General features: G+C 67.2%; 22 protein-coding genes and 3 pseudogenes. 15 read left to right on the top strand and 10 right to left on the bottom strand.

The window, feature by feature from the left end; all coding sequences use genetic code 11:
* Positions 1-18 precede the first annotated feature (18 nt).
* The 6 genes and pseudogenes from KAK88_RS04815 to KAK88_RS04840 all read left to right on the top strand — a co-directional run bounded on the left by KAK88_RS04815 (position 19) and on the right by KAK88_RS04840 (position 4,467).
* Positions 19-306 (top strand): spike base protein, RCAP_Rcc01079 family, encoded by a 288-nt coding sequence (locus tag KAK88_RS04815; protein ID WP_242078101.1) that lies wholly within the window; start codon positions 19-21, stop codon positions 304-306.
* Positions 306-1,433 (top strand): SGNH/GDSL hydrolase family protein, encoded by a 1,128-nt coding sequence (locus tag KAK88_RS04820; protein WP_242078102.1) that lies wholly within the window; start codon positions 306-308, stop codon positions 1,431-1,433. The genes KAK88_RS04815 and KAK88_RS04820 overlap by 1 nt, the downstream gene beginning before the upstream one ends.
* A 38-nt stretch (positions 1,434-1,471) precedes the next feature.
* Complete coding sequence (locus tag KAK88_RS04825; protein ID WP_242078103.1) at positions 1,472-2,521, top strand: acyltransferase family protein; 1,050 nt, start codon at positions 1,472-1,474, stop codon at positions 2,519-2,521.
* Between the two features lie 143 nt (positions 2,522-2,664).
* Entirely contained in the window at positions 2,665-3,837 is a 1,173-nt protein-coding gene (locus KAK88_RS04830; RefSeq protein WP_242078104.1) for a phage portal protein, read from the top strand.
* On the top strand, positions 3,834-4,064 hold the full coding sequence (locus KAK88_RS04835; RefSeq protein WP_153926101.1) for a hypothetical protein: 231 nt from the start codon (positions 3,834-3,836) through the stop codon (positions 4,062-4,064). Before KAK88_RS04830 ends, KAK88_RS04835 begins: the two co-directional genes overlap by 4 nt.
* Positions 4,061-4,467, top strand: a pseudogene (locus KAK88_RS04840) (HK97 family phage prohead protease). The gene KAK88_RS04835 and the pseudogene KAK88_RS04840 overlap by 4 nt, the downstream one beginning before the upstream one ends.
* Before the next feature lie 199 nt (positions 4,468-4,666).
* Here the strand turns inward: KAK88_RS04840 and KAK88_RS04845 are convergent.
* Together KAK88_RS04845 and KAK88_RS04850 are read right to left on the bottom strand one after the other, a co-directional pair.
* Positions 4,667-5,485 (bottom strand): hypothetical protein, encoded by an 819-nt coding sequence (locus KAK88_RS04845; protein ID WP_242078625.1) that lies wholly within the window; start codon positions 5,483-5,485, stop codon positions 4,667-4,669.
* 10 nt (positions 5,486-5,495) lie between these two features.
* Entirely contained in the window at positions 5,496-5,960 is a 465-nt protein-coding gene (locus KAK88_RS04850) for a hypothetical protein (RefSeq protein WP_242078105.1), read from the bottom strand.
* A 220-nt stretch (positions 5,961-6,180) separates the two neighbouring features.
* Between KAK88_RS04850 and KAK88_RS04855 the strand changes: the two are divergent.
* A pseudogene (locus KAK88_RS04855) lies at positions 6,181-6,862 on the top strand (phage major capsid protein); the annotation flags it as partial.
* Here the strand turns inward: KAK88_RS04855 and KAK88_RS04860 are convergent.
* Positions 6,856-7,557, bottom strand: a complete 702-nt coding sequence (locus KAK88_RS04860) for a DUF805 domain-containing protein (RefSeq protein WP_242078106.1) — start codon at positions 7,555-7,557, stop codon at positions 6,856-6,858. The pseudogene KAK88_RS04855 and the gene KAK88_RS04860 sit on opposite strands and share 7 nt — an antisense overlap.
* Positions 7,558-7,635: 78 nt before the next feature.
* The gene (locus KAK88_RS04865) at positions 7,636-8,283 is read right to left on the bottom strand and encodes a DUF805 domain-containing protein (protein WP_242078107.1); all 648 of its coding nucleotides are present in this window, start codon (positions 8,281-8,283) and stop codon (positions 7,636-7,638) included.
* 84 nt (positions 8,284-8,367) lie between these two features.
* Between KAK88_RS04865 and KAK88_RS04870 the strand changes: the two are divergent.
* From KAK88_RS04870 to KAK88_RS04895, 6 genes and pseudogenes are all read left to right on the top strand, one after another.
* Positions 8,368-8,583: pseudogene (locus tag KAK88_RS04870) on the top strand (DUF2460 domain-containing protein); the annotation flags it as partial.
* Between the two features lie 146 nt (positions 8,584-8,729).
* Positions 8,730-9,071 (top strand): hypothetical protein, encoded by a 342-nt coding sequence (locus tag KAK88_RS04875; RefSeq protein ID WP_242078108.1) that lies wholly within the window; start codon positions 8,730-8,732, stop codon positions 9,069-9,071.
* Positions 9,072-9,161: 90 nt separating this feature from the next.
* Positions 9,162-10,088, top strand: coding sequence for a DnaJ C-terminal domain-containing protein (locus KAK88_RS04880; protein ID WP_242078109.1), 927 nt, complete (start codon positions 9,162-9,164; stop codon positions 10,086-10,088).
* Positions 10,089-10,134: 46 nt separating this feature from the next.
* Positions 10,135-11,295, top strand: coding sequence for a phosphoserine transaminase (locus KAK88_RS04885; protein WP_242078110.1), 1,161 nt, complete (start codon positions 10,135-10,137; stop codon positions 11,293-11,295).
* A 75-nt stretch (positions 11,296-11,370) separates the two neighbouring features.
* The gene (locus tag KAK88_RS04890) at positions 11,371-12,666 is read left to right on the top strand and encodes an adenylosuccinate synthase (protein ID WP_091748434.1); all 1,296 of its coding nucleotides are present in this window, start codon (positions 11,371-11,373) and stop codon (positions 12,664-12,666) included.
* A 139-nt stretch (positions 12,667-12,805) separates the two neighbouring features.
* Positions 12,806-13,585 carry a response regulator gene (locus KAK88_RS04895; RefSeq protein WP_242078111.1) on the top strand — a complete coding sequence of 260 codons (780 nt, stop codon included), beginning with the start codon at positions 12,806-12,808 and terminating at the stop codon, positions 13,583-13,585.
* Between the two features lie 47 nt (positions 13,586-13,632).
* Here the strand turns inward: KAK88_RS04895 and rpoH are convergent, their stop codons facing one another.
* Complete coding sequence (gene rpoH, locus KAK88_RS04900; protein WP_026108409.1) at positions 13,633-14,520, bottom strand: RNA polymerase sigma factor RpoH; 888 nt, start codon at positions 14,518-14,520, stop codon at positions 13,633-13,635.
* Between the two features lie 230 nt (positions 14,521-14,750).
* Entirely contained in the window at positions 14,751-15,770 is a 1,020-nt protein-coding gene (locus KAK88_RS04905; protein WP_431307205.1) for an RluA family pseudouridine synthase, read from the bottom strand.
* Positions 15,771-15,853: 83 nt separating this feature from the next.
* On the opposite strand from KAK88_RS04905, the gene KAK88_RS04910 reads away from it, so the two are divergent.
* Positions 15,854-16,489, top strand: coding sequence for a DUF2799 domain-containing protein (locus KAK88_RS04910; RefSeq protein ID WP_242078112.1), 636 nt, complete (start codon positions 15,854-15,856; stop codon positions 16,487-16,489).
* 9 nt (positions 16,490-16,498) lie between these two features.
* On the opposite strand, the gene fba is transcribed toward KAK88_RS04910, so the two are convergent.
* The 4 genes from fba to gap all read right to left on the bottom strand — a co-directional run bounded on the left by fba (position 16,499) and on the right by gap (position 20,296).
* Entirely contained in the window at positions 16,499-17,584 is a 1,086-nt protein-coding gene (fba, locus tag KAK88_RS04915; RefSeq protein WP_039244618.1) for a class II fructose-bisphosphate aldolase, read from the bottom strand.
* 145 nt (positions 17,585-17,729) lie between these two features.
* Positions 17,730-18,926 (bottom strand): phosphoglycerate kinase, encoded by a 1,197-nt coding sequence (locus KAK88_RS04920; RefSeq protein ID WP_242078113.1) that lies wholly within the window; start codon positions 18,924-18,926, stop codon positions 17,730-17,732.
* A 4-nt stretch (positions 18,927-18,930) separates the two neighbouring features.
* Positions 18,931-19,191: a hypothetical protein gene (locus tag KAK88_RS04925; RefSeq protein WP_242078114.1), complete on the bottom strand. Its 261-nt coding sequence runs from the start codon at positions 19,189-19,191 to the stop codon at positions 18,931-18,933.
* A gap of 97 nt (positions 19,192-19,288) precedes the next feature.
* A complete protein-coding gene (gene gap, locus KAK88_RS04930) occupies positions 19,289-20,296 on the bottom strand; it encodes a type I glyceraldehyde-3-phosphate dehydrogenase (protein ID WP_045810439.1) in 1,008 nt (335 codons plus the stop codon).
* Between the two features lie 258 nt (positions 20,297-20,554).
* Here gap and KAK88_RS04935 point away from each other — a divergent pair, with 258 nt between their 5' ends.
* Positions 20,555-20,707: a hypothetical protein gene (locus KAK88_RS04935; protein ID WP_242078115.1), complete on the top strand. Its 153-nt coding sequence runs from the start codon at positions 20,555-20,557 to the stop codon at positions 20,705-20,707.
* Positions 20,708-20,765: the final 58 nt, after the last annotated feature.

Here is a 20,765-nt window from a genome sequence, read left to right on the forward strand (position 1 = left end):
AACGACAGGAGAGACGATATGCCGGCCATTCCGGAGCGGGACGGATTGCTGAACCATGGGCGCGACGCGGGCGGGCCGGCGAGGCGCGCGGCGTCAGTGACGCCCAACGATGCGGCCGATCTGACGATCTATGCGAAGGCGCTATACGTCGGTGGGGCAGGCAATGTCCGCGTGCTGACGGTCGGGGCTGAGGACGGGGACGCCGTGACCTTCGCCAACCATCCGGTGGGGTGGTTGCCGGTTCAGGTGCGCCGGGTGCTGGCGACCGGGACGACGGCGACGCAGATCGTGGCGGCCTTCGACTGATGTCGGGTGTCGAGATCGCAGCGGCGACGGCGGCGCCGGGCGGGGTGCTGGGGAGGGCGCGGTTTTCCGTGCCCGACCTGCCCGTCTGGTCGGCAGCGGTCAGGACCATGCAGGCGGGTGGGCGCGAGGCGCGGCTGCTGTGCATCGGCGACAGCGTGACCCAAGGTTATGGCGCGGTCTCCGGAGGCTGGACGCCGAACGGTCGGGCGAGCGCCTGGCCCGAGCGGCTGGCGGCGATGATGAGCGCGCGGGGCCTGCCGGCCTCGGCGGCGTCGGTCGCGGGCGCGGGGGCGGCGGATGGGGCGAGCGGAGGCTATTCGGCCTATGACCCGCGCGTGACGATGGGCGCCGGCTGGAGCGTCAACGCCCTGACCGGGATGGGCGGCAAGCTGTTTTCAGGCGCGGCGTCGTCGACGGGCGTCTGGAGTTTTCAGCCGGACGGGCCGGTCGATCGGTTCGACCTGTGGGCCGTAACCAATACGGCGCTGGGCGTGCTGACGGTCGAGACGGACGGGTTGGTGCGGGCGACGGTGAACACCACCAAGGCGGCGTCGATGGAGGTTGCGACCGTGGCCTTTCCCGAGACGACCGGGCCGGTGAGCGTGCGCTGGGCCTCGGGCGGGGCGGTGTTCATCGCGGGCGGGATCGCGTGGCGCTCGGACGTGCGCCGGACGCGGGTGATCAACGCCGGGTGGGGCGGGGCCCGGATCGCGGACTGGATCACGACGGATCAGCCGTACCGGGCCTATGGATCGATCCCGGCGGCGGCGCCCGATCTGTCCGTCGTGTGCCTGACCATCAACGACTGGAATGCGGGCACGGCGGTCTCGACCTACAAGGCCGGGCTGGGGACGCTGGTGGATCGGTGCCTGACGACGGGGGACATTCTGCTGATGACGGGCTGTCCGTCCGACCCGGCCCAGGGCAAGGCGAGCTATGCCGCGCAAGCCGCATTGCGGGACGCGGTGTTCGAGGTGGCGGCGACGCGAGGGTTGGCGGCGCCCATCGACGGGACGGCCCTGTTCGGCGGCAGTTTCGCCAGCGGTCTGATGTTCGATTCCGTCCATCCCAATGCGGCGGGCCAGGCGAGGATCGCCGAGGCGGTGCGGGCGCGGATGATGATCTGAGGTTGGCGCGCGCGCTCGTGCGATGGTAACCGTGGCGGATGGGGGAGCGGTTCCACGGGGTGCAGGCGCTGCGGTTCGCGGCGGCGACGGCGGTGGTCGTCACGCACGCCGTGGACCTGGCGGGGACGCGGCTGGGGCTGGAGACGGCGCTCACGCACGGTAGTTTGGCCGGCGGCACGCTGGAGAACTTCGGCGCCATGGGCGTGGACGTCTTCTTCGTCATCAGCGGCTTCATCATCGCCACGACGACGCAGGGGCAGACGGGTGTGGGCGCGGCCGGGGCCTTCCTGTGGCGGCGGTTTCGGCGGGTGGCGCCGATCTACTGGCTGCTGTCGCTGCCGATCCTGATCGGCATGGCGCGGGGCGGGACGCTGAGCCCGGAGGTGGCGGCGGCGACGTTCCTGTTCTGGCCATTCAGCGGACTGGAGATGACGTTTCCTGCGCTGGGGCCGGGGTGGACCCTGTGTTTTGAAATGCTGTTCTACGCCGGGTTCGGGCTGGCCATGGCGGGCGGCCGTCGGTTCGGCTTTGGGCTGGTCGGGGCCTATGCGGCGATGCTGGCGGCCGGATTGGTCGTGGCGGCGCCGGTTCTGAGGTTCTGGGGCGCGCCGATCATTCTGGAGTTTCTGCTGGGCGTGGGGATCGCCTGGGTGTGGCGGTCGGCGCCGCGTCGGCTGGGGGTGTGGGCGGTCGGTCTGGCGATGCTCGGGTTCGGGCTGGGCCTGGTCTTCGGCTATGGCGGCGTCGACGATGTGCGGGCGTTGAACGATCCGTGGAACGGGTTGAGGCGGGCAGCGGTCTGGGGGTTGCCCAGCGCGCTGCTGGTGTTCAGCGTGGTGCGGATGGAGCGGACGGACCGGGCGCCGGGACGGCTGTCGCGGGCGGCGGCCTTCATGGGGGATGCGTCCTATTCGATCTATCTGGTCCATGTGCTGGTCATCCGCGCGCTGGGGCGCATGTTCGAGAGCGGGATGGTGGCCCCGCCGGGGGATGCGGTGGTGGGGCTGACCGTGATCGCTAGTCTGGCGGCGGGGGCGGTCGTGCATGTGTGGATCGAGCGGCCGCTGTTGCGGCTGATGACGCCTTAAAGACACCGCCCTTTGCTTCACACGCCGTCATCCTAGGCCTTGTGCCTAGGATCCATAGAACACCGGACTTAAGCGGCGAGCACCGTGAGTATGGGTCCTCGGGACAAGCCCGAGGATGACGAAACTAAAAGGAAATCGACACGATGGTTTCGATCCGGTGGCCGTTCGGCCAGGCGGGGCGCGTGCGCGCGCCTGAGGGCAAGGAGAGCCGGGCGGGCGGGGTGATCGCCTTGTCGGGGGTGGGACGGCCGCGGTGGACACCCAACGACTACGCCAGCCTGGCGCGCGAGGGATATCAGAAGAATGCGGTGGCCTATCGCTGCATCCGCATGATCGCCGAGGCCGCGGCGGCTGCGCCGTTCGTGGTGTTTGTGGACGGGGTGCGGAGCGATGATCATCCGCTGGCCAAGCTGATCCGCAGGCCCAATCCCGAGCAGTCGGGGGCGGAGCTGATGGAGGCGGTCTATGGCGCGTTGCAGGTGTCGGGCAACGCCTATGTCGAAGCGACCGGGGATGCGGACGGGGACGGGGCGCCGGACGAGCTGTGGGCGCTGCGGTCGGATCGGGTGAAGGTGGTTCCGGGCCGCTCGGGCTGGCCCGAGGCGTGGGATTATTCCGTAGACGGACGGTCGGTGCGGATCGGGCGGGCGGCCGACGGCTGGGCGCCGGTGATGCACCTGAAGCTGTGGCACCCGCTGGACGACTGGTACGGGCTGTCGCCGCTGGAGGCGGCGGCGCAAGGGGTGGATGCGCACAATGCGGCCGGCGCCTGGAACAAGGCCCTGCTGGACAATGCGGCGCGGCCGTCGGGGGCGCTGGTCTATGGGGCGCGGAACGGCGAGCGGCTGACGGACGGACAGTTCGAGGCGCTGAAGGATCAGCTGTCGTCCGTCTATGCCGGGGCGACAAACGCCGGGCGGCCGATCCTGCTGGAAGGCGGGATGGACTGGAAGCCGCTGAGTCTGACACCGGCGGAGATGGATTTCACGGCCGGAAAACATGCGGCGGCGCGCGAGATCGCCCTGGCGTTCGGGGTGCCGCCGCAGCTGCTGGGGATACCGGGCGATGCGACCTACGCCAACTATCGCGAGGCCAATGCGGCCTTCTGGCGACAGACGGTGATCCCGCTGGTGAAGAAGGCGGCGGGGGCGATGACGGGTTGGCTGGGCGAGCGGTTCGCGGGATGCGAGATCCGCGCGGACCTGGATGCCGTCTCGGCGCTGCAGCCCGAGCGGGACGCCCTGTGGGCGCGGCTGGAGGCGGCGAGCTTCCTGACGGACGAAGAGCGTCGGCGGATGGCGGGGTTGGGGGCATGACCGAACATCATATCCGGCGCGTGCCGACGGCGCTGCTGATCGCCGTCGTGGTGCAGACGGTGGGCGGCCTAGTCTGGGCCGGGGGCGCCGCAGCGCGGATCGCGACGTTGGAGCAGCGGGTCGGGGAACAGAGGCTGGTCGCCGAACGACTGGCGCGGCTGGAGGTCCAGGGCGAGGCGACGGCGGCGGCGGTGGAGCGGATCGAGCGTAGGTTGGAGGGGAAATGAGCGCACTGGCCATCGAAGGCTACGCCTCCCTGTGGGGCGTGGCGGATCTGAACGGGGACGTGGTGCAGGCGGGGGCGTTTGCGGACAGTCTGGCCAAGACGGGGCTGAAGGGGTGAGGATGCTGAATCAGCACGATGCGCGGGCGCCGGTCGGGGTCTGGGAGCAGATCGTCGAGGATGCGCGCGGCCTGTTTGTGCGCGGCCGGATCGAGGACTGGTCGGCCGAGGCGCGGTTCGCCGGGGCGCTGAGCCGGGCCGGGGCGCTGGACGGGCTGTCGATCGGCTACCGCACAGCGCGGGCCCGGCGTCAGGGACGGCTGCGCGTGCTGAGCGCGGTCGAGCTGTGGGAGGTGTCGCTGGTGACGTTTCCGATGCTGCCGGGGGCCCGGTTCAGTTCGGTTTGAGGGTCGGGCAGAGACTTGGAGACGACGACGGCCGGAGGCGCATCCGTAGTCTCTCCGCAATGCTGACCCGGCATGACACGCACGGCCACTGCGGGCCCGGCATCGGATCGTCTGGGATGAAAGAACAATCCAAACACGGCGCCTCCCCTTCTAACTTTGAGTTGGGAAGCGAAGCCGGAGCCGCAAAGCCTTGCCAGTTTCAGTTTGGCTTGAGGGCTTGGAAGGCGCCGTTGCGGTCGAGGGTTTCGGCGAGGGCGGCCATCTGGGCGCGGCCCTTCTTGCCGTGGAGATAGCGCAAGGCCCAGCCGGCGAGCACCAGGCCGAAGATCCAGCCGACGTGCAGCACCAGGTGGGCGAACAGGATGAAGACGGCCGCCAGCGCATAGGCGCCGAGATAGACCAGGGCCAGTTGGCCGCCGCGCGAGGCCGTGGGGTTGGACAGGCCGGCGATCATCTCGGCCAGGCTCGGTGCCGCGGCGGCGGACGGCAGGGCGTGGTCGGAGGGCTTTGAAGCCGGCTGGGGCGCCGGTTTGGATTGCGCTTTCGGCGCGACCTGGGCGGCGGGCGCAGCGGCCGGTCGGGCGGCGGGTTTGGGCCTGGGCGAGATCGGATCCGGCGTGCGCCGGGCGGGGCGGAACAGGATCGAGCGGCCCGTTTCGTCGACGGTGAAGACCTCTTCGAAGGCGGTGGTCGAGAAGTCGATGTCGCGGGTGTCCTGGCCATAGCTTTGGCCGTGCAGGGCCGTCAGCCGGCCTTGGCGCAGCTCGATCTGGAAGCCGACCGGGTCGGCCAGGCCGGCGATCATCGCATGGACCGTGCCGAACAGGCCGGTGGCGTCCGGGTTGGCGATCGCGCGGTCCGCATCGACGACGATCTGGGAATAGAGGCCTGCGCCGGTGTTGCGACGCAGGCCCGGCGAACTGGCGGCGACCTGGGCGCGCAGGTCCGGCACGCTGTCGCCCATCTGCCAGATCATGGCGTCCATGACGGCGCTTTCGAGGGGCGTCAGGTGGGACATGGGGAGGGCGTCACAGAGCAGGGAAGGGGCGACGACCGGAAGCTTTCGCCTCAGCGACGTAGTGATCGTTCATCTTGCGCAGCTGTGCTCGAAGGAAAAGCAGCAAGGCCAGTACAAACAAGGTCGTGAAGACAGGCCAATACGGGATGGTCGGTATCCCCAAGTGGCGGCTCAGGAAACCCAGCGGGTCGCGCAAGCCCGCCACCGCGCAGAACATGATCCACACGGAAATGGATACTACGTCGATCACGTTGTCGGTCGTTTTGGAAGGCGGAGCTCCCCATCGCGCGATCAACGCCTGAATGGAGCGTGGCACGGTTTCGACAGGCGGTTTCTTGGTGATGAGCAGGAATTCGCCGAGAGGAACAGGATCGAGTTCTTGCGATGTCTGAAGACGCTGTAGCGGCGACAGGCGACGCGCAAGAGCGCGCCGTTTGCGACGTGCGACGAAGGCGAGGCCATATTGAAGGCCCAAGGCGCCAAAGATCGCCAACACAGGCAATGCATAGACGATTTCGGGAACCGACCACTTCGTAGTGGTTCAAGACGGCGACGGCCGTTAGCGGTACGAACGGCGCCCATATCCAGACGAGCTTGAGCAGCCAGGAGCGCTGCAAACCGTCCAATAATTTCGAGATCGTGTCGGTCACGCCTCGACCCTAACCGCAACACGCGGTTCTTCAACCGGAGATATCATGAAAGAGACCAAACAGGCTTCCGGCTCGCCGGAGGCGCGCGATGTCGTGCGCGAGATGATGGCGGCGTTCGAGGCGTTCAAAGGGGAGAACGACGCCCGGCTGGGCGAGATCGAGAACAAGGCGGCGGCCGATGTGCTGCTGGAGGAGAAGGTGGCGCGCATCGACCAGGCGGTCGCCTCGGCCCAGGCGCGGCTGGATCGGGTGATGAGCCAAAGCCGTCGCCCGGCGATCGGCGGCGAACCGGCCGAGCCGGCGTCTGCGCCCGAGGCGAAGGCGGCGTGGGACGGCTATTTGAAGACAGGTCAGTCTGGCGCGCTTGAGGTCAAGGCGGGCCTGTCGGGCGGCGCGACCTCGGGCGGCTATGTCGTGCCCTATGAGACCGAGCGGGCCATCGAGCGGCGTCTGATGGCGGCCAGTCCGATGCGCGAGATCGCCACGGTGCGCACGGTCGCGGCGGGCGTGTTCCGTAAGCCGGTGTCGACGGCGGGCGTGGCCTGCCGCTGGGTGGCGGAGACGGCCGCGCGGCCCGAGACGGACCCGGCGACCCTGGCCCTGCTGGACGACGCCATGGTCGATCTGGACGGATTGCCGGAGCCAAGGTCGCCCTCGCGGCGCGGGAGATTCAGCTTTCGTCAACGTCGACGGGTTGAACAACCCTAAGGGCCTGCTCTCCTATTCGCCCTTCGGGTTCGGGCCGAAGCGGTTTTCGCCCTTCTGGCTGTCGGCGATGCCGATCCACAGCAGGAAGGCCAGGCCCAGCAGACCAGCGATGGCGAACAGGCCGAAGGCGGGGCCCATCAGGGCGAAGACGGCGGCCGGGTTACCCTCGTAGTAGTCTTCCGAATAGCCGTTGGCGACGGCGGCGGCGACGACCATGGCGAAGCCGGCGAAGAAGGCCACGACCGAGCCGACCCAGGGAATGGCGATCAGCCAGCCGGTCTTGCCCATGTCGTGCAGGCGCTTCACCGAAATGGCCAGGTTGGGCCAGATCAGCACGATGCCGAGCAGGTTGATGAAGGGGATCCAACTAATGACGACGTTGACGCCCAGCAGGATCAGCCAGCCGATCCAGAAATGGCTGCGGCGGACGCGGCCCTCGAAGGACAGGAACAGCTTCTGCCAGTCGAAGCCGGCGACGGCGGTCGAGGTCGAGCTGGCGTAACCGCCGGCGACGCCGGTGGTGGTGGGAGAACCCGCCAGGATCAGGATCTGGGTGGCGGCTGAGCCCTCGGGCACGAAGTCGACGCGGACGCCGGCGGCGGGCACGGCCGGCGATTGCAGCGCGGCCGAGGTGAAGTCGTAACGGGCGCCGTCGTCGCCGCTGATCAGACCGACGCCGGTCGTGGCGTCGTAGCTGAGAATTTCACCGCGCACTGAGATCTCCATGACTGGCGCCCAAGCCGGCGCGGCGGCAACATCGCCGACCCGTGCAATCCCAGCAACCCGAAAAGGTCAAGCTGGCCGATCCTGACGCGTTTGTAATGCGCGCGACCCCTTGGGCGGCGCGCCGTGGACGTTCGCTTCGGGTTGCGAGGGTAGAAGGCTGACGATGAAGGTGAACAGGCCGCCGACATAGGGGACGAGGCCGATCAGGATCAGCCAGCCGCTGAGCCCGACATCATGGAAGCGGCGGATGGATACGCAGACGTAGGGAACGATCAGCGCGAAATACACCAGGGCGACGATGCAGATCCAGGCGACGCCCCAGGCCTCCATATCGTAGCCGGCCTCGGCGTCGAGGACGGCCAGACCGATGATCGGCATGAAGGCGAGCATCAGGATCAGGAAGTGGAACAGGGCGAAGGACCAGTATTCCTTTCGCCGCGCCCGACCGTGGCCTTCGATATAGAGGTCGGAGATGCAGCGGACGAAATAGCCCCATAGGCCCAGGTCCGGTTCGGGGGCGTATACGGCCGGCGCCAAAGGGCCGTCGCGCAGGACCATCAGGCTGAGCGCCTGGTCGTCCTGAACCACGAAATCGACGCGGCGGCCGGGTTCGAGACCGGCGGCGGCCGAGGTGAAAGCATAGCGCTGCAAGTCGTCGCCGCTGATCAACCCCTCGCCGGTCGTCGGATCGTAGCTGAGAATTTCGCCGCGCAAGGCCGTGTCCAGGAAAAACGCGGCGTCGGCGCCGCCGCCAAGGTGTGGACCGCGCGGGCGGCATTGCACAACAGGAGAGTGTTCATGGGCGCCTTTCAAGAGGTGCGCCTGCCCGCGCGGCTGGCGTTCGGTTCGACCGGCGGGGTGGAGCGTCGGACGGAGATCACGACGCTGGCGTCGGGGTTCGAGCGGCGCTCCACGCCCTGGGCGCTGGGGCGCAGGCGGTATCTGATCGGGGCGAACCTGAGGTCGCTGGACGACATGGCCGAGCTGGTCGCCTTCTTCGAGGCGCGGCGGGGTCCGTCGTGGTGTTTCTGGACGATCGGCTGGCGCGCGCGGAGATCGGGCGGAGCGAGCGAGGACTGCCGCTGGTCTGTCGCGCGGGGCCGGCTGGCGCGGCGCCGGGTGGAGCGGGGTTCAGCGACGCCCTGTTCGTGGCGAGGGGCGTGCATGATCGGCCTTGGTCGCCGTCTAGTCTGACGGTCGAGACGTCGGCCGAGGGTCTGGCAATCCGTTGGACGCCGCGTGCGCGGCTGTTCGGCGATGGCTGGGACGGGGAACCGACAGCGGTCGATCCGATGCGGTTCCGGCTGCGTGTGCGGGACGGAGATGTCGTGGTGCGGACAATGGAGGTGGAGGGCGTGTCGGGCTTCTATGCAGCGGCTGACTTGGCGGCGGACTTCCCAGAAGGCGCGACATCGATGGCGCGGATCGCCGTGGCGCAGTGGGGCGAAGGGTTCGGGTGGGGCTCAGAAGCAGAGGTGGAGGCGGAAATCCGGCAGGTCTGACGAAATAGGGCGGGTCCAGCCCTTTGCGCGGGGCGGGGCATGGCTTAACTGACGGCCTCTCGACCTTTTTCAGCTGGAGCGACAACGGACGTGGCAGGCGACCCCTACAAGGAACTGGGCGTTTCGAAGGGCGCGAGCGCGGACGAGGTCAAGAAGGCGTATCGCAAGCTCGCCAAGGAGCTGCATCCCGACAAGAACCCCGGCGACAAGATCACCGAGGACAAGTTCAAACGGGTGACGGCAGCCTTCGACATCCTGGGCGACAAGGAAAAGCGCGCCAAATACGACGCGGGCCAGATCGACGGCGACGGCAACGAACAGTATCGCGGCTTCGGCGGGGGCGGTCGCGCCGGCGGCAACCCGTTCGGCCAGGGCGGCAATCCGTTCGGACAAGGCGGCGGGCCGGGCGGCCGCGCCAACTTCGAAGGCGTTGATCTGGACGATCTGTTCGGCATGTTTGGCGGGGCCGGGCGTCAGCGCGGCGCGCGGGACTTCACCTCACGCGGCCAGGACGTGAAGGCGACGCTGGACATCAGTCTGGAAGACGCCATCGCCGGGGCGACGCGGCGGATCCAGTTCTCGGATGGACGCACTCTGGACGTGACCATTCCCAAGGGGGCGTCGGAAGGCCAGACGATCCGCCTGCGCGGCCAGGGAGCGCCGGGGCGCGGGGCCGAGAACGGCGACGCCCTGATCGAACTGAGGATCGAACCGCACCCCATCTACAAGCGCGACGGGGCGGACCTGACGATGGACCTGCCGGTGTCGGTGCCCGATGCGGTGCTGGGCGCCAAGGTGCGAGTGCCGACGCCCGAGGGCGTGGTGCAGATGACGCTGCCGGCCGGATCGAACTCGGGCAAGGTGCTGAGGCTGAAGGGGCGCGGCGCGTTTGCGCAAGGTAGGCGCGGCGATCTGCTGGCGCGGGTGATGGTGACGCTGCCCGATACGCCGGACGCCGAACTGACCGCCTTCGCCGAGGATTGGCGGGCCAAGCGGCCCTATACGCCGGGGCGGTGAGCGCGCTCAAGCCGCGCGAAGACTGGCAGCGCCAAAGGGAAAGAGCATGAGCACGAAGCCTGATGTGAAGCCGGCGCGGCCGTGGTTTTCGGCGGGGCCGACGGCGAAGCGGCCGGGCTATGCGCTGGGTGGATTGCCGTCCGACCTGCTGGGACGCGGCATTCGCGCGCCGGAGGTGGTCGAGCGGTTCGCGCATGGCCTGCGGCTGACGCGCGAGGTGCTGGAAGTGCCCGACAGCCATGTGATGCTGTATACGCCGGGGTCTGACACAGGCGCGGTCGAGGCGGCGCTGTGGGGGATGCTGGGCGCTAGGCCGGTGCATGTCGTGGCGTTCGAGAACTTCGGCCTGACCTGGCTGGCGGACGTGAAGGATCATCTGGGGCTGGAGCCCGAGGCCCTGACGGCGCCCTGGGGCGAACTGCCGGATCTGAGCCGGGCGGACTGGTCCAAGGACGTGGTGTTCCCGTGGAACGGCACGACCTCGGGCGTGCGTGTGCCTAACGCCGACTGGATCGCCGATGATCGCGAGGGGCTGGCGATCTGCGACGCGACGTCCGCCGCCTTCGCCATTCCGTTGCCGTGGGACAAGCTGGATGTCGTGACCTTCAGCTTCCAGAAGGCGCTGGGCGGCGAGGCGGGCATCGGGGTGATGGTGCTGTCGCCGCGCGCGGTCGAGCGGCTGGATACATACCGGCCGGATCGAGCGATTCCCAAGCTGCTGCGGCTGACCGACGGCAAGGGACGGTTTGATCGGGCGCTGGCGGACGGGGTGGCGATCAACACCTTCTCGATCCTGACCCTCGAAGACTGGATCGACGCCCTGGGCTGGGCGAAGGACATCGGCGGATTGAGCGAACTGATCCGGCGGACAGACGCCAACTACGCCGCGTTGGCGCAATGGGTGGAGCGAACCGACTGGATCGCCTTCCTGCCGGATCGAGCGGAGATCCGGTCGACGACCTCGGTCTGTCTGAAATTCACCGATGCGCGGATCGCGGCGCTGGACGACAAGGCGCAGAAGGCCTTCGTCGTGCGGTTCAAGGCCCTGCTGGAAGGCGAGGCGGCCGTGTTCGACATGGAGCCGCATCGCAATGCGCCGCCCGGACTGCGCCTATGGTGCGGCTGCACGGTCGAGACGGCCGATGTGGTTGCGGCGACGCCCTGGCTGGAATGGGCGTTCGAGACGGCGGTCGGCGAAGTCGGATAAATCCGCCTGACGGGACGACATCGGACGATTCCCTCGCTATAGGCTGCGCCCGCATTCCAGTGCGGAGAGACGGTTTTGGCGAACGTAGCGGTGGTCGGCGCCCAGTGGGGCGACGAGGGCAAGGGCAAGATCGTGGACTGGCTGTCCAACCGCGCCGACATGGTCGTGCGGTTCCAGGGCGGCCACAATGCGGGCCATACGCTGGTCGTGGACGGCAAGGTCTACAAGCTGGCGCTGCTGCCCAGCGGCGTCGTGCAGGGCAAGCCGTCGATCATCGGCAACGGCGTGGTCGTCGATCCTTGGCATCTGGTCGGCGAGATCGAAAAGATCGCTGCCCAAGGTGTGGCGATCAGCCCCGAAATCCTGACAATTGCGGACAACGCCTGCCTGATCCTGCCCATCCACCCGGCGCTGGACGTGGCGCGCGAGGCGGCGGCCAGCGCGCCGGGCGCCAAGATCGGCACGACCGGGCGGGGCATCGGTCCGGCCTATGAGGACAAGGTGGGGCGGCGCGCCATTCGGGTCTGCGATCTGGCCAACGAAGACGATCTGAAGGTCAAGATCGACCGGCTGCGCTCGCACCACGATCCGTTGCGCGCCGGTCTGGGGCTGGAGCCGATCGACCCCGACGCGCTGCTGGCGTCTTTGCTGGAGATCGCGCCGAAGATCCTGCCCTATGTGAAACCGGCCTGGCGCGTGCTGGATCAGGCGCAGAAGGACGGCAAGCGCGTCCTGTTCGAAGGGGCGCAGGGCGCCTTCCTGGACGTGGATCACGGCACCTATCCCTATGTCACCAGCTCCAACACGGTGGCCGGTCAGGCGGCGGCGGGGTCGGGCATCGGGCCGCGCGGCGTCGGCTATGTGCTGGGCATCGTGAAGGCCTATACAACGCGCGTCGGCGAAGGCCCCTTCGCCTGCGAACTGGATGATGAGGTCGGCGCGCATCTGGCGACCGTGGGCCGCGAAGTCGGGGTGAACACCGGCCGCGCGCGCCGCTGCGGTTGGTTCGACGCTGTATTGGTGCGCCAGTCCGTTGCGATCAACGGCATCGATGGGATCGCCCTGACCAAGCTGGACGTGCTGGACGGGTTGAAAACGCTGAAGATCTGCGTCGGCTATAAAGTCGATGGCGAGGTGCTGGACTATCTGCCCTCAAGCCTGAAGGCCCAGGGCGCGGCCGAGCCGGTGTTCGAGGAGTTGGAAGGCTGGAGCGAAAGCACGGCCGGCGTCCGCAGCTTCAAGGACATCAACGCCAACGCCATCAAATATGTGCGGCGGATCGAGGAGTTGATCGGCGCGCCGGTGGCCCTGCTGTCCACCAGCCCCGAGCGCGACGACACTATTCTGATGCGTGATCCGTTCCAAGGCTGAGACTTTGGAAGGGGCGGCGTGAGGCGGCGGACTACGCAGAAAGACCTATTCAACAGGTCTTAACCCGCGGGCAGTAAGGATAATGGCTCCAAACTCGGAGTCTGATGTGTTCGCCGCAAACGCCAGAACCATAAGCCGCATGGAGCCTGCGCTTCGTCGGGTGGTCATCGTGGACGCCAATCTGTCGTCGGCGCGACTGCTGACGGACATCGTCAAGGGCATGGGTGCGCGCGAGGTCTATTCAGAGGGTGACGAAGAACGCGCGCTGGAGCTGCTGCGCGACGTCGAGCCGGGCGTGATCTTTACAGAACGGTCCGGAGACAGGCTGAACGGCGAGACGCTGGCGCGGCGCATTCGGCGCTCCAGCATGTCGTGCCGCATGTCGCCGATCATCATGGTGACGGGCGAGGCGACCGCCGCGGCGATCAAGGGCGCGCGCGACGCCGGCATCCACGAGTTCCTGAGAAAGCCGTTCACGACCGGCGACCTGTTCAAGCGGGTCGAGAATGTGACGTTGAAGCCCCGGCCCTGGATCGAGGCGGTGGGCTATGTCGGACCGGACCGTCGCCGGTTCAACTCAGGTGAATATTCAGGCGCCCGCAAGCGCCGCAGCGATGGTGCAGCTGGAGGCGGCCCTGCCGAAATCCGAGATCAGGCATCGCGAATCCTGGTTTCGGCCATGTCGCAGTTCGAGCAGGACCCGTCGCAGGCGACGCGCGCCATACGGCAGCAGGCCGAGACGCTGAACGGTCTGGCCATCAAGACGGCGGACGCGCGACTGGCGATGGCTGTCGCGACCTTGCAGGCCTATGTGGCCAGCGGTCAGGTGACGAAGGCGGGACTGGCCCAGCCGATCGGCACGGTCGTAGCGGCTGCGAGAGCAGCCAACGATGCAGCGCCGGTGGCGCGCGCGTCGTGACGATAGACGGTCCGCCGCACCGTTGAAGGCGAAGCGGACCGAGTTGCTCAGGCGTCGACCAGGTTCCGCTCTTCGGCTGCGGCGCGCATGGCCTTTTGCAGCTTCTCGAAGGCGCGGACCTCGATCTGACGCACGCGCTCGCGCGAGACGCCGTACTGGCCGGCGAGCTCTTCCAGCGTGACCGGATCGTCCTTGAGGCGACGTTCCGTGAGGATGTGCTTCTCACGATCGGTCAGCTCTTCCATGGCCTCCTGAAGAAGGCTCATGCGGATGCCCTTTTCCTCGTCGTCGGCGAGCTGGGTTTCCTGAGACACGGCCGTGTCATCGGCCAGCCAGTCCTGCCACTCGCTTTCGCCGTCGGCGCGCAGAGGCGCGTTAAGCGAAGCGTCGCCGCCGAGACGGCGGTTCATGTTGGTGACCTCTTCCTCCGTCACGCCCAGTTTGGTGGCGATGGCGGCGAGGTGTTCAGGATGCAGATCGCCTTCCTCGAATGCCGAGATCTGGCTCTTGGCCTTGCGCAGGTTGAAGAACAGCTTCTTCTGCGCCGCGGTGGTGCCCATCTTCACAAGCGACCAGCTGCGCAGGATATACTCCTGGATCGAGGCGCGGATCCACCACATGGCATAGGTCGCCAGACGGAAGCCCTTGTCGGCGTCGAACTTCTTGACGGCCTGCATGAGGCCGACGTTGCCCTCGGAAATCACTTCGCCGATCGGCAGGCCGTAGCCGCGATAACCCATGGCGATCTTGGCCACGAGACGAAGGTGTGAGGTGACGAGACGGTGGGCGGCTTCGGGGTCCTGGTGCTCGGACCAACGCTTGGCGAGCATGAACTCCTCGTCCTTGGTCAGCATCGGAAACTTGCGGATTTCCGTCAGATAACGCGACAGGCCTTGTTCAGGCGACATCACCGCGAGCGTACTATTGGCAGCCATATACAGGTCCCTCCGACCGTCTTGAACGAGCGGGCTCTTCGTCATCGGCCACGGTGTGTGCGCCGACGTCTCACCCCTCAACCGGTAAAGTAGCGATGGGTTGCCGCCATTTTTAGAGGCGGATCGTCACACGAAAGCGTGACCGTGGCCCTGGCGCCACTCGCGCCGATCGACGTCCTATATAGAACTTTGTCAGTTGCTATTCAAGACCTGCCTGGACCAGCGGCGGTTCAGAGTTCGGCGAGGCGCGTTTCGAGACGCTGCATGTCGGACGGCGGCGCGGTCTCGAAGCGAAGCGTCTCGCCCGTGACAGGATGGACAAAGCCCAAGACGGCGGCGTGGAGGGCCTGACGTTCAAGGCCCGCTTCGGCGATGGCGGCGCGGACGGGTATGGCGGGGCTGCCTGAGCCGTAGGTCGCGTCGCCGAGGATGGGCGCGCCCTTGGACGACAGGTGGACGCGAATCTGATGGGTGCGGCCGGTGTGCAGGGTGCAGGCGACGCGCGCGGCCATGGGCGCGCCGCCGGCTTTGGCTGGTTCGCCGTAGGTCGCCTGAACGGCATAGTCGGTGATGGCCTCGCGACCGCCGGCCTTGAGGACCGCCATCTTCTTGCGGTCGCCGGTGGAGCGGCCGATGCGGGTGTGGATGCGGCCGGTCGCGGGCGATGGCGTGCCGCGCGTCAGGGCGATGTAGGTGCGCTCGATGTCGTGCGCAGCGAACAGGGCGGAGAGGCCGGCGTGGGCGCGGTCGGTCTTGGCGGCGACCATGACGCCGGAGGTGTCCTTGTCTAGCCGGTGGACGATGCCGGGGCGGGCGACGCCGCCGATGCCCGACAGGCTGTCGCCGCAATGGGCCAACAGCGCATTGACCAGGGTGCCGTCCGGCGTGCCGGGCGCAGGGTGGGCGGCCATGCCCGCAGGCTTGTCGATGACGATAAGGTCGGCGTCCTCGTAGAGAACGGTCAGGAGAATGGCTTGGGGCTGGGGCGTGGCCGGCGCGACGGGCGGCAGGGCGACGGCATAGAGGCCGGGCTGGGCCTTGGCGGAACCGCTGGTCAGGACCGCGCCATGGCGACTGACGGCGCCTTCGGCCAGCAGGGCTTGGAGCCGGGCGCGCGACAGGGTGGGGAAGGCGCCGGCCAGGGCCTTGTCCAGGCGAACGCCGGCCGCGTCGATGCGGGCCTCCAGCACCTCGGCGGGGTCGCCGGTCGCGGGGTCTTCGTCTTCGTCGATCTGATCTTGGGCGGACACGTCGTCTCCCTAGCACGACCGGCCGCTTGCGCGAGGGGCGCGGGTGAGGCGATAGTCAAGCTTGGGGGCGTAGGGGACATCCGATGAAGCGGTTGATGATCGCCGGGGGAGCGTTCGCCGCGGCGGCGTTGCTGAGCAGCTGCACGACCATGAGCAAGGACGAATGCCTGGCCGGGGCCTGGGGCGAGAAGGGCTATGCGGACGGGGCGTCGGGCTATCCGATGACGCGGCTGGACGACCACGCCAAGGCCTGCGCCAAGTTTCAGATCGCACCCAATCCAGCCGCCTATGGCTCGGCGCGTGAGGATGGCTTGCGGACCTACTGCACCTTCCAGCGCGGTTGGGAGGAGGGGCGGGCGGGCAATACCTATTACGGCGTCTGTCGGCCGGAGGACGAGCAGGCGTTTCTGCCGGCCTATCGTGACGGCCGAATTCTGCATGAGGTCGAGGACGCCTACGAGACGGCGCAAGGCGCGCTGAGCAGCGCAGAGGCCCGGATCGAGAACCGCGAAGACAAGCTGGAAGCCAAGGAACGCGAACTGCGCGGCGAAGGCCTGACGGACGAAGAGCGGGAGCGCATTCGTGACCGCATTCAAGAGGTCAGAGGCGAAATCCGCGATGCGCGTCGCAATGCCCGAGAGGCACGCGACGCGCTGGATCAGGCGGAATGGGACGTTCGCCGGGTGCGGCGCGAACTGAGCGGCCGCTACCCGGTCTAGACGACGGTCCTAGGCGGCCTTGACGGCGGCGCCGCGGAAGGACGGATCGAGGTCGCCCGAGGCGTAGCGTTTGGCCATCTGGGCGGTGGACAGCGGGCGGATCTTGGAGGCCTGGCCCTCGCAGCCGAACTGCTGATAGCGCTCCATGCAGAGCTTCTTCATCGCCTCCTTGGCGGGCTTCAGATAGTAGCGCGGGTCGAACTCGCCCGGCTTCTCCATCAGGGCTTTACGGATGGCGCCGGTGATGGCCATGCGGTTGTCGGTGTCGATGTTGACCTTGCGCACGCCGTGCTTGATGCCGCGCTGGATTTCCTCGACCGGCACGCCCCAGGTCTGGGGCATTTCGCCGCCGTACTGGTTGATGATGTCCTGCAAATCCTGCGGCACCGACGACGAACCGTGCATCACCAGGTGGGTGTTGGGCAGGCGGCGGTGGATTTCCTCGATCACATTCATGGCCAGGACCTCGCCGTCCGGCTGACGCGTGAACTTGTAGGCGCCGTGGCTGGTGCCCATGGCGATGGCGAGGGCGTCGACCTTGGTGGCGGCGACGAAATCGACGGCCTGATCCGGGTCGGTCAGCAGTTGCGAGTGGTCCAGCTTGCCTTCGAAGCCGTGGCCGTCCTCGGCCTCGCCCATGCCGGTTTCCAGCGAGCCCAGCACGCCCAGTTCACCCTCGACCGAGACGCCGCAGGCGTGGGCCATTTCGGTGACGCGACGGGTGACGTCGACGTTGTACTCGTAAGAGGCGGGGGTCTTGGCGTCCTCCTCCAGCGAGCCGTCCATCATCACGCTGGTGAAGCCGTACTGGATGGCGGTGGCGCAGGTCGCCGGGCCGTTGCCGTGGTCCTGGTGCATACAGACCGGGATGTGCGGATAGAGTTCGGCCAAGGCGTCGATCAGCTTGGCCAGAACGATGTCGTTGGCGTAGTTCCGGGCGCCGCGCGAGGCCTGGATGATGACGGGGGCGTTGACCTCGTGGGCCGCCTCCATGATCGCCAGACCCTGTTCCATGTTGTTGATGTTGTAGGCGGGCAGGCCGTAATCGTTCTCTGCCGCGTGGTCGAGCAGCTGTCGCAGCGTGATGCGCGCCATGGGGTAGTCTCCTGAGCCGAATAGTCTTTTTTGGTTGGGCGAGAGATTAGACGCCGGACAGCGCGAAGTCACGCCGTGTTACAGCCGTTTCAACGCCGATTTCAAAGACAGGATGCCGGCGTGATCCGCCTGCATCGCTAAGCCTTTAGGCGCGCAGGGCCTCAACGCCGGGCAGAGGTTTGCCCTCCATCCATTCCAGGAAGGCGCCGCCGGCGGTGGACACGAAGGTCAGGTCTGCGCTGACGCCGGCATGGCCGACGGCCGCGACCGTGTCGCCGCCGCCCGCCACCGCGATCAGGGCGCCGGCTTTGGTGCGCACGGCGACGTGCTTGGCGGCCGCGACCGTGGCGGCGTCGAAGGGCGGCACCTCGAACACGCCCAGCGGACCGTTCCAGATCAGGGTCTTGGAGCCGTCGATGGCGGCGTTCAGGCGCGCGACGGTGTCGGGGCCGGCGTCCAGGATTTTGTCTTCAGTCGAGAGGGCTTCGCCTGTCTTGACGGTGCGGGCCTCGGCGCCGGGCTTGACCTCGGTCGCCACCACGACATCGACGGGCAGCAGGATGTCGCAGCCCTTGGCTTCGGCTTCCGCCAGGATTTCGCGCGCGGTGTCCGCCATATCCTTTTCGGCCAAGGAGCCGCCGATGTCGACGCCTTGGGCATAAAGGAAGGTGTTGGCCATGCCGCCGCCGATGGCCAGGGTGTCCAGCTTGCCGACCAGGTTCTTCAGCAGGTCCAGCTTGGTCGAGACCTTGGAGCCGCCGACGATGCCGACGACCGGCTTCTGTGGATTGCCGAGCGCCGCGTCTAGCGCGTCGAGTTCGCGGCGCATGGATTCGCCGGCGTAGGCCGGGATGTGGTGGGCGACGCCTTCGGTCGAGGCGTGGGCGCGGTGCGCGGCCGAAAAGGCGTCGTTGACGTACAGATCGCTGAGATCCGCCAGCTTCTGGGCGAAGACCGGATCATTGGCCTCTTCCGCCGCATGGAAGCGCACGTTTTCCAGCAGGACCACGCCGCCCGCGTCCAGATCGCGAATGGCTTCTACGGCATAAGGACCGATGCAGTCCTCGGCGAAGCGAACGGGGGCGCCGAGCAGTTGTTCCAGCGGCTGGACGACCGGCTTCAGGGTCATCGACGGAACGCGCTGGCCCTTGGGGCGGTCGAAGTGGGCCAGCAGGGCGACCTTGGCGCCGGCATCGCGCAGACGCTGGATCGTCGGCAGGGCGACCCGCAGCCGGGTGTCGTCCGTGACCTTGCCGCCCTCCATCGGGACGTTGAAGTCCACGCGGACCAGAGCCGTCTTGCCGGCGAGATCTGCGGCGTCGTCGAGAGTGCGGAAGGTCATGACGTTATCCCAAAACAGTTTTGATGGCGCTGAAGAGGCCTAGGCCGGATGCCGCCACGATCAAACATGCCATCATCGAAATACTGGCTATTGGTCTGCGGACGGGCGCGCCGTCCAGAAGTTCGGAAGATTCAAAGCGGGTTCTGTTGAACCAGGCCAGGGCAAGGAAAAGCCACCAGCACAGCAGGGCGGCCGTCCACGCCGTCGCGTTGATCCAACTGCCGCCGAACTTTAACAGAAGAAGCTGCTTGGAGGCCTCAAGCATGAGGCCGCCTGAAAGCGGCGCCGCGACAGCCGTCAACAGAATCAGGATGCAGCCTGACCCTGCGTTTCTGACAGCCGTGCGACGCCCGGCTTTCAAGTTATAGGAACTTCGCCATCTGCAGCGCGGTGTCGCTCATGCGCGTCGCGAAGCCCCATTCGTTGTCGTACCAGCTCAGAACGCGAGCCAGTTTGCCATCGACGACCTGGGTCTGGGGCAGGGCGGCGGTGGACGAGGCGGCGATGTGGTTCAGGTCGTGCGAGACCAGCGGGTCGGTCGTCGTGAACAGCACGCCCTTCATGGGCCCGTCGGCAGCGGCCTGAAGCGCGGCGTTGATCTCTTCGACAGTGACCTCGCGACCAGCGACGACCTTCAGGTCCACGACCGAGACGTTCGGGGTCGGGACGCGGATCGAGGATCCGTCCAACTTGCCCTTCAGCTCCGGCAGGACGAGGCCCAGGGCCTTGGCGGCGCCGGTCGAGGTCGGGATCATCGACAGGGCCGCAGCGCGGGCGCGGTACAGGTCCTTGTGCATCGTATCCAGCGTCGGCTGGTCACCGGTGTAGGAGTGGATGGTGGTCATATAGCCGCGCTCGATGCCGAATAGGTCGTTCAGCACCTTGGCGACGGGGGCCAGGGCGTTGGTGGTGCACGAGCCGTTGGACACGACGATGTCGTCGGCGGTCAGGGTTTCGTGGTTGACCTTGTAGACGATGGTCTTATCGGCGTTGTCGGCGGGCGCCGAGACCAGGACGCGCTTGGCGCCGGCCTTCAGGTGGGCGCTGGCCTTGTCCTTGGAGGTGAAGATGCCGGTGCATTCGAAGGCGATGTCCACCTTTAGCTCGGCGTGCGGCAGGTTGGCGGGGTCGCGCTCGGCAGTCACCTTGATCTTGCCGGTGCCGACGTCGATCCAATCCTCGCCCGAGGTCACCGTGCCGGGGAAGCGGCCGTGGACCGAATCGTAGCGGAACAGGTGGGCGTTGGTCTCGACCGGACCCAGATCGTTGATCGCCACCACCTCGATGTCCGTGCGGCCATGCTCGATGATCGAGCGGAGGACCAGACGGCCAATGCGGCCGAAACCATTGATGGCGACGCGAACGGTCATGGGAAGCTCCTCTGAACGGTAGGGTGTTGTGCGCTACATATAGGTTGGCGTCTCAATGGAGCGGTCGCGGACGGGTTTCAACCCCGCACACGTAACATGATGTGATGGACGGTTACGCTTCGAAAAACGCCTGCGTCAGCTTGAGGTAAGAAACACCCCTAGCGAGGTTCTTTTCGATCCCCTGCGCAAAATTATTGCGACAGGGGTTGTGCGACTCCAGCGGCTATGGTTTCTTGGAGTCAGAACAGGGAGCCGCCCGTGGCCACGATGACGCGCGACATGACGAAGGGACGCACCGCCAAGGCGGCCGCAGCCGTTCGCGCGCCTGTCGGCCTGGAAAGCCCTGTATTCCTCATTACCCTCGTACTTCTCGGCCTGCTTACGCAAGCGGCGTGGATGCACGCGACCTGACCTTAGATACACTCAGGATCGCCTCGCACCACCCCGCCTCCGAAAGGAAGCGGGGTTT

The organism is Brevundimonas diminuta, assembly GCF_022654015.1.
Lineage (GTDB): Bacteria > Pseudomonadota > Alphaproteobacteria > Caulobacterales > Caulobacteraceae > Brevundimonas > Brevundimonas diminuta_C.

What these genes read in the sequence shown, in the direction of transcription:
- KAK88_RS04830 (WP_242078104.1), top strand. Translation starts at nt 2,665, where the DNA reads ATGGTTTCGATCCGGTGGCCGTTCGGCCAGGCGGGGCGCGTGCGCGCG.
- KAK88_RS04895 (WP_242078111.1), top strand. Translation starts at nt 12,806, where the DNA reads ATGGAGCCTGCGCTTCGTCGGGTGGTCATCGTGGACGCCAATCTGTCG.
- KAK88_RS04885 (WP_242078110.1), top strand. Translation starts at nt 10,135, where the DNA reads ATGAGCACGAAGCCTGATGTGAAGCCGGCGCGGCCGTGGTTTTCGGCG.
- fba (WP_039244618.1), bottom strand. Translation starts at nt 17,584, where the DNA reads ATGGCGCGCATCACGCTGCGACAGCTGCTCGACCACGCGGCAGAGAAC.
- KAK88_RS04910 (WP_242078112.1), top strand. Translation starts at nt 15,854, where the DNA reads ATGAAGCGGTTGATGATCGCCGGGGGAGCGTTCGCCGCGGCGGCGTTG.
- KAK88_RS04845 (WP_242078625.1), bottom strand. Translation starts at nt 5,485, where the DNA reads ATGTCCCACCTGACGCCCCTCGAAAGCGCCGTCATGGACGCCATGATC.
- KAK88_RS04820 (WP_242078102.1), top strand. Translation starts at nt 306, where the DNA reads ATGTCGGGTGTCGAGATCGCAGCGGCGACGGCGGCGCCGGGCGGGGTG.
- gap (WP_045810439.1), bottom strand. Translation starts at nt 20,296, where the DNA reads ATGACCGTTCGCGTCGCCATCAATGGTTTCGGCCGCATTGGCCGTCTG.
- KAK88_RS04825 (WP_242078103.1), top strand. Translation starts at nt 1,472, where the DNA reads ATGGGGGAGCGGTTCCACGGGGTGCAGGCGCTGCGGTTCGCGGCGGCG.
- KAK88_RS04815 (WP_242078101.1), top strand. Translation starts at nt 19, where the DNA reads ATGCCGGCCATTCCGGAGCGGGACGGATTGCTGAACCATGGGCGCGAC.
- KAK88_RS04920 (WP_242078113.1), bottom strand. Translation starts at nt 18,926, where the DNA reads ATGACCTTCCGCACTCTCGACGACGCCGCAGATCTCGCCGGCAAGACG.
- rpoH (WP_026108409.1), bottom strand. Translation starts at nt 14,520, where the DNA reads ATGGCTGCCAATAGTACGCTCGCGGTGATGTCGCCTGAACAAGGCCTG.
- KAK88_RS04835 (WP_153926101.1), top strand. Translation starts at nt 3,834, where the DNA reads ATGACCGAACATCATATCCGGCGCGTGCCGACGGCGCTGCTGATCGCC.
- KAK88_RS04925 (WP_242078114.1), bottom strand. Translation starts at nt 19,191, where the DNA reads ATGCTTGAGGCCTCCAAGCAGCTTCTTCTGTTAAAGTTCGGCGGCAGT.